Annotated in this window: 3 protein-coding genes and 1 pseudogene; all 4 read right to left on the bottom strand. The window is 66.9% G+C overall.

Features of this window, described 5'->3' with window-relative positions:
• Positions 1–102: 102 nt before the first annotated feature.
• Complete coding sequence (gene ribA / locus ACTHJR_RS06895; RefSeq protein ID WP_440522389.1) at positions 103–1,155, bottom strand: GTP cyclohydrolase II; 1,053 nt, start codon at positions 1,153–1,155, stop codon at positions 103–105.
• 10 nt (positions 1,156–1,165) lie between these two features.
• Positions 1,166–1,948, bottom strand: a pseudogene (locus ACTHJR_RS06890) (exodeoxyribonuclease III).
• A 337-nt stretch (positions 1,949–2,285) separates the two neighbouring features.
• Positions 2,286–2,906, bottom strand: coding sequence for a LolA family protein (locus ACTHJR_RS06885; protein WP_440522388.1), 621 nt, complete (start codon positions 2,904–2,906; stop codon positions 2,286–2,288).
• Between the two features lie 101 nt (positions 2,907–3,007).
• Positions 3,008–5,311 carry a DNA translocase FtsK gene (locus ACTHJR_RS06880; protein ID WP_440522387.1) on the bottom strand — a complete coding sequence of 768 codons (2,304 nt, stop codon included), beginning with the start codon at positions 5,309–5,311 and terminating at the stop codon, positions 3,008–3,010.
• Between the last annotated feature and the right edge of the window lie 166 nt (positions 5,312–5,477).

Genomic DNA, 5,477 nt, shown 5'->3' with positions numbered 1-5,477 from the left:
CCGCAGCGCCCAGATGTCGGCACCGGCGATCGTCAGGCCGTCCTTGGCGAACCCGACATGCACTGCCCGCCAATCGCTCGAATGCATGCCGTTTCTCCCCGTCTAAAGCTGATGCCCGGTCCGGTCGCGCTTGGTCGCGAGATATTTGGCGTTGAACGGGTTGGCCGGCAGCGCGATCGGCACGCGTTCGGCGACCTTGATCCCGGTCGCCTCGAGCACGCGGACCTTTTCGGGATTGTTGGTCAGCAGGCGAATATTGGTCTGCCCGAGCAGGTCGAGCATGCGTGCCGCGACGCGGAAATCGCGCGCGTCGACCGCAAAGCCGAGACGGGTATTGGCATCGACCGTGTCGAACCCCTGGTCCTGCAGCGCATAGGCGCGGAGCTTGTTGACCAGCCCGATGCCGCGCCCCTCCTGGCGCAGATAGAGGAGGATGCCCCAGCCGGTGTCCTCCATCGCATGGATCGCGGCATGCAGTTGCGGGCCGCAATCGCATTTGAGGCTGCCGAGGACGTCCCCGGTCAGGCACTCGCTGTGGAGGCGCACGAGGGGCGGGAGGCCGTCGGGCTGGCCGATGATCAAGGCGACATGCTCGCCGGGCGAATCGGGCGAGCGGAACGCGACGATCTCCGCGCTCTCCGATCCTTCGACCGGCAGCTTGGCGCGCGCCGCGATGGCCAGGCTGATCGGGTCCTCGAACGCTTCGATATCGGCGATGGTGATGACCTCGTCGGGCGCCTGACCGACGAAGAAGGCGGGCAGCACGCCGGCGGTACGCGCCAGCGACAGCGCCGCCGCCATGACGTCACGATCATCGACATGGATCGCGCGGAACGGCCCCTTCATCGGGGTTGCCATGTCGAGCTGGGGATCGGCCAGTGCAACCGCGCAATCGAAATCGATCCAGAAGGTGCGCTCGACCAATACCGGCGAGTCGGGGATCGCCGCCTCGAGCTGGTTGGCGAGCTTGAGCGTCGCCGCGCGGCCGGCGGACAGCAGAATCGGCGACTCGCCGTGGGGATCGAACGCCTTCATCCGCCCGGCATCGGCGGTCTCGATCGCCAGCAGGCCGACCGGCGCGCCGGCGCCCCGGATGGCGATCGGCCAGCCGCGGCGCAGCGCGTCGATCGCGCGGGCGACGTCGCGCGCGCTCACCGACGAACGCTCACAGGTCGAACTCGGTCATGATCGGGACATGGTCCGACGGCTTCAGCCAGTTGCGGCAATCCTCGAACACGCGGTGCGAGGTCGCTTTCGCCGCGACGTCGGCGGTCGCCCACATATGGTCGAGCCGGCGGCCGCGATCGTTCTTGGTCCAATCGGGCGAGCGCTAGCTCCACCAGGTATGGAGCCGCGCCGGCGCCGGGTGGAAATGGCGGCCGAGATCGACCCAGCTATTGGAATCCTTGAGGCGATTGAGCGCGTCGACCTCGATCGGCGTGTGGCTGACGACCTTGAGCAATTGCTTGTGGTTCCACACGTCCGATTCGAGCGGCGCGATGTTGAAATCGCCGGTCAGGATGGTCGGGCAATCGAGCGTCGCCGACCAGGCGGTCATGCGCTCGACGAAATCGAGCTTCTGCCCGAACTTGGCGTTGACCTCGCGGTCGGGAATATCGCCTCCCGCCGGCACATAGACATTCTCGAGCCGGACGCCGCCCGGCAACCGCACCCCGACATGCCGGGCTTCGCGATTCGCCTGCCAGTCGAAGCGATCGTCCTCGACCAGCGGCACGCGGCTGATGATCGCGACGCCGTGGTGCATGCGCTGGCCATGGAGGAAGATCGTGTCGTAGCCGAGCGCGCGGAACGCGGCTTCGGGGAAGTCGGCGTCGATCACCTTGGTTTCCTGCAGGCACAGGATGTCGGGCGCGATCTCGCGCAGGAATTTCTCGACGATCTCGATGCGGAAACGGACCGAGTTGATGTTCCAGGAGACGATCTTCACGGGAGCGGACTTAGGGATTTCATCGCGGTTCGTCACCCTTGCATGCGTCGCGGCCAAGGCGCCCTTCGCCGGCCTGCAAGGCAGGCGCTCAGGACAGGCACGTCGGACGCCGCGTGGCGGCGCCGGCCGTGCTTGCGCGTGATCGGCGACGCGCCGCCGTCCGCGCTGCGCAAAGGAAAGGCCCCTGTTCCGGGGGCATGGAACAGGGGCCGACCTAGCGTTCGTCACGCAGGCGGGAAGTGGTCCGTTCCGGGCAACAGGGGGAAAATCCCGAACCGCCCCACATCCGCGAGGCCTGTATTAGCCCCGCCAAGCTGTCCGCCAGATGAACGGATCGTTATTTTCGCGGGCCGCTGCGCACCGGGTCGTTGAAGCGGAACGTTCCGTCGGAAATTGGCACGTTGAACTTGGGATTGGACAGTCGAATCGTCGTGCGATTGTTCTGCGCGTCCAGCGCCACCCAGCCACGCAGGACCAGGCCCGCCGGTCCCGCGGCGTTGCGCTCGAAGACCAACGTGATGCGACCGTATTCGGGATGTTTCGGATCATTGGCCTCGACCGAGATAACTCCCGGATCGGCGGTCTGGTTCACGTGCGCGAAGCGGCTGATGTCCTTGCTCGAATCGAGTAGCACGCCGAGCGGCGACCCGCCGATCGGCCAGCGCTGCTTCTGCCCGACCTGATAGTCGAGGAACCATAAGGATTTGCCGTCCGCGACGATCAGGATCGGCACGCCCTTCTCGTACTGGAACCGGATCTTGCCGGGTTGCTTGAGCGACAAGGTGCCGGACAGCGTCTTGCCGTTACGGTCGGTCTGGACGAACGACGCGGTCATCGACTGTACCGCACGCAGATGTTCCTGGACCTTGGCGAGGTCGGGCGAGGTCGCCGGCGCGGCGACCGCGGCAGTGGCGACCAGAGCGGGCACGAACAACAGCGCTAGGGCGCGAGGCGTCACGAATATTCTCCTGAAAATAGGGCGCACGGCATGGCGCGACCGGCTTGAACCCGCTCTGAACGCGCGAATCCTATGACGGTTCAGCAAGCCGAACCGCGAAGCTAGAGCGGGTTGCCGTCGCGATCGCGCAGCACCTCGCGGCGGCCGACATGGTCGGGACGGCCGACGATGCCGTCCTTTTCCATCCGCTCTATCAGGCGCGCGGCGGAATTGTAGCCGATCCGCATCTGGCGCTGCAGCCATGACGTCGACGCCTTCTGGCTTTCGACGACAAGCTGGATCGCGCCGCGATATTGCTGGTCCTCGGCCGAATCTTCCCCGAGCGGTGCGCCGTCGAGCGCGAAGCCGTCCTCATTCTCCTCGGTGACCGACTGGATATAGTCGGGCTGGCCCTGGGCGCGCCAGTGATCGGCGATCGCGCGCACCTCGTCGTCGCTGACGAACGGGCCGTGGACGCGGCTGATCTGCTTGCCATAGGCCATGTAGAGCATGTCGCCCTTGCCGAGCAGCTGCTCGGCGCCCTGCTCGCCCAGGATGGTGCGCGAATCGATCTTGCTGGTGACGTTGAACGAGATGCGGGTCGGCAGATTGGCCTTGATCACGCCGGTAATGACGTCGACCGACGGGCGCTGCGTCGCCATGATCAGGTGGATGCCGGCGGCGCGGGCTTTCTGCGCCAGACGCTGGATCAGGAATTCGACTTCCTTGCCGGCAGTCATCATCAGGTCGGCGAGCTCGTCGACGATGACGACGATCTGCGGCAGCGGCTCGTAATCGAGCTGCTCTTCCTCATAGACCGGCTTGCCGTCCTCATAGCCGATCTGGACCTTGCGGCCGAGCGGCTGGCCTTTGGCCTTGGCCGCGCGGACCTTGTCGTTGAAGCTGGCGAGGCCGCGCACGTTGACCGAGGCCATCATGCGATAGCGGTCCTCCATCTGCTCGACCGCCCATTTGAGCGCGCGCACCGCCTTGGCCGGATCGGTGACGACCGGCGACAGCAGGTGCGGAATGTCGTCGTACATGCTCAGTTCGAGCATCTTCGGATCGATCATGATCATCCGGCACTGCTTCGGGTTGAGCTTGTAGAGCAGTGACAGGATCATGCAGTTGAGCCCGACCGACTTGCCCGACCCGGTGGTGCCGGCGACGAGCAGATGCGGCATCGGCGCGAGGTCGACGATGACCGGATCGCCTGCGGTGTTCTTGCCGAGCACGATCGGCAGCGATGCCGACTGATCCTCGAAGGCGTCCGACGCCATCAGCTCGTGCAGATTGACCGTCTCGCGCCGGGCATTGGGCAATTCGATGCCGATCACCGTGCGTCCGGGGATCGGGGCGATGCGCGCCGACACCGCCGACATGTTGCGGGCGATGTCGTCGGCGAGCTGGATCACGCGGCTCGCCTTGGTCCCGGCGGCGGGCTCGAGTTCGTAGATCGTGACCACCGGGCCGGGATGGACCGCAGTGATCTGGCCCTTGACGTGGAAATCGTCGAGCACGGTCTCGAGCAGGCGGGCGTTGCGTTCGAGCGCGGCCTTGTCGATCGGGCCGCCGGTCGCCGGCGGCGGCGCCTTGAGCAACTCGAGCGACGGCAGCGGGAAATTGTCGCGCAGGTCGAAACTGCCCTGTTTGGGCTTGGCCGGCTTGGCCGGCGCGGGCGCGGCGTTGCGCTCGGCGATGACCGGGGCGGGGCGATTGTCGGGCAGCGCTACCGCGCGCGGCTGGCGGATCGTCTGCTCGGGCTCCATGTCGATGACGCGCTCGCCCGGGCGTTGGTCGGTCAGCCGCTGCACTTCGGCCGACCGCCCGATCCGCGGCAGTCGCGACACCCGCGGCAAGCCGACTTCCAGGCTCATGAACCAGATCACCGCGCCCGCCAGGCCGGCGATCGTCCCGACCACGCGGTCAGTCCACAGAATCGCGGTCGGGCTACCGATCAGCGCGATCAGCCATTTGAGGCCGTCGGCGATCAGCATGCCGATCAACCCGCTCTTGCCCGCCGGCCAGTCGAGGCTGGCGCCGCTCGACACGAATCCTTGCGCGGTCGCGACCAGCGCCAGCCCAAATGCGGCGGTCAGCGCCATCCGGCCCCAGGCGCCGACGTCCTCGTCGCGCCAAAGCCGCCAGGCGACGATCGGGCCGACCGCGAGCATGCCCCAGACCGGCCAGCCGAGCACGGTATAAGCGAGGTCGGCGATCACCGAGCCGGGATAGCCGAGCAGATTCTGCGCCGGCCCGCCGGCGGCGGTGCTGAGCGACGGATCGCCCGAATGATAGCTGGCGAGCGAGAGGACGAGCAGCAACGTCACCGCGGCGATCGCCACCGCCGTGATCATCGCGCCCGAGCGGGCGGCGCCCGCTTTCACCGTTTCGCGCCAGAGCGGCGGCTGCGCGCGGCTGGCCATGGTCGAATCCCCTGAAATGTACGCTGTACGTTCACGCTGGATTCTCGCGCCGACCGAGTCCGGCGTCAAGGCGGCGTGGAAGGGGCGCGCGGTAGCAGGCCGATAGAACAAATCCTCCCCGCTTTGCGGGGAGGGGGACCGCGCGACGCAGTCGCGTGGTGGAGGG

The sequence above is a fragment of the Sphingomonas sp. genome, from assembly GCF_051962185.1.
GTDB lineage: Bacteria > Pseudomonadota > Alphaproteobacteria > Sphingomonadales > Sphingomonadaceae > Sphingomonas.
Note: the sequence above shows the minus strand (reverse complement) of the source record. Positions and strands in the feature narration are given on the sequence as shown.